We start from the raw sequence: 1,395 nt of genomic DNA on the forward strand, positions 1-1,395 counted from the left end.
TTAGAACCCATTTAAAGTGTCTATATTCTCACCAATAAAAATGTCTGGTTTATGATGGTTTTTATCACCATGGACTGGATATAAAATATAGATGCTGATCACTATGTCTGATAAAGAAATTCAACGTCTTGCAGTTCTGCAAGACGTTAGAGATCATCGTATTACCCAGGTCCGTGCTGCTGAAATCCTGAATCTTTCCACCCGTCAAATTACCCGGTTATTGCAGAAGCTCAATCAAGATGGTGTCTCAGGTATGGCACATGCCAGTCGTGGTCAACCGGGTCATCGTCGCCATGACGTCCTGTTAAAATCAGAATGTCTTTCCATTATTTCTGAACATTTACTTGGCTTTGGTCCTACATTGGCTCATGAGAAGCTCAGCAGCATGTTTGGCCTGCATATCCCGGTAGAAACGGTTCGTCGCTGGATGACTGCAAATGACCTCTGGATTCCTCGATCCAAGCGCCTGAAACGTCCATATCAGCCTCGATACAACCGTGATTGCTTCGGTGAGCTGATCCAGATCGATGGCTCATATCATGACTGGTTTGAAGGTCGAGCTTCCAAATGCTGCTTGCTGGTTTATATCGATGACGCCACTGGAAAGCTGTTGCATCTGCGCTTTTGTGAGGCTGAAACGACCTTTGATTATATGCTTTCAACCCGAGCCTACATTGAGCAATACGGCAAGCCTTTAGCGTTTTATAGCGATAAACACTCGGTATTCCGAGTGAATCAGAAATCGAGCCAAGATAGCCAGATCACGCAATTTGGGCGGATTCTGAATGAGTTAAAGATTGATATTATCTTCGCCAACTCACCCCAAGCCAAAGGCCGTGTGGAACGTGCCAATAGAACACTCCAGGATCGCCTGATCAAGGAAATGCGCCTAGAAGGTATCTGTTCAATTGCCGAGGCAAATGCCTGGCTGCCCTGCTTTATTGAGCATTTCAATCAGAAGTTTGCCAAGTGTGCGCGAAACTCAAAGAATTTACATCGGCCATTAACCGAATCTCATCTTGAACTGGATGATATTTTTACCTGGCAGGAACCGCGTAAGGTCACCAAGAATCTGACCCTGACCTATGACAAATGTATTTATCTGCTTGAACCGATAGAGCTGAATCATAAGCTTGTTGGGCAATATATTTCATTTCTGGAGTACCCGGATGGGACTGTGGCCCTCATGCACGAGGGACGAAAGCTCAACTACAGCATTTTCAATAAATTAGCTGGGCTACAGCAGAATGAGATCGTTGAGAATAAACGGTTAGGTACAGTTCTGGCACATATTCAGCAACAGCATGAAGAGTTGGAAAAACAGAATAAACGTTCCCGTCTCAAGAAAAGTATGCCGAGTCGTAAAGCTCAGAAAGCTGTTATTGAACAAAGAAA

General features: G+C 44.4%; 1 protein-coding gene. It reads left to right on the top strand.

The window, feature by feature from the left end:
- Positions 1-91: 91 nt before the first annotated feature.
- Positions 92-1,395, top strand: a 1,304-nt coding sequence (locus tag OKC24_RS19640) for an ISNCY-like element ISAba32 family transposase (protein ID WP_265466283.1), incomplete at its 3' end; no start/stop codon positions are given.

Origin of the sequence: Acinetobacter entericus, assembly GCF_026168575.1 — a bacterium.
Classification (GTDB): Bacteria; Pseudomonadota; Gammaproteobacteria; order Pseudomonadales; family Moraxellaceae; genus Acinetobacter; species Acinetobacter bouvetii.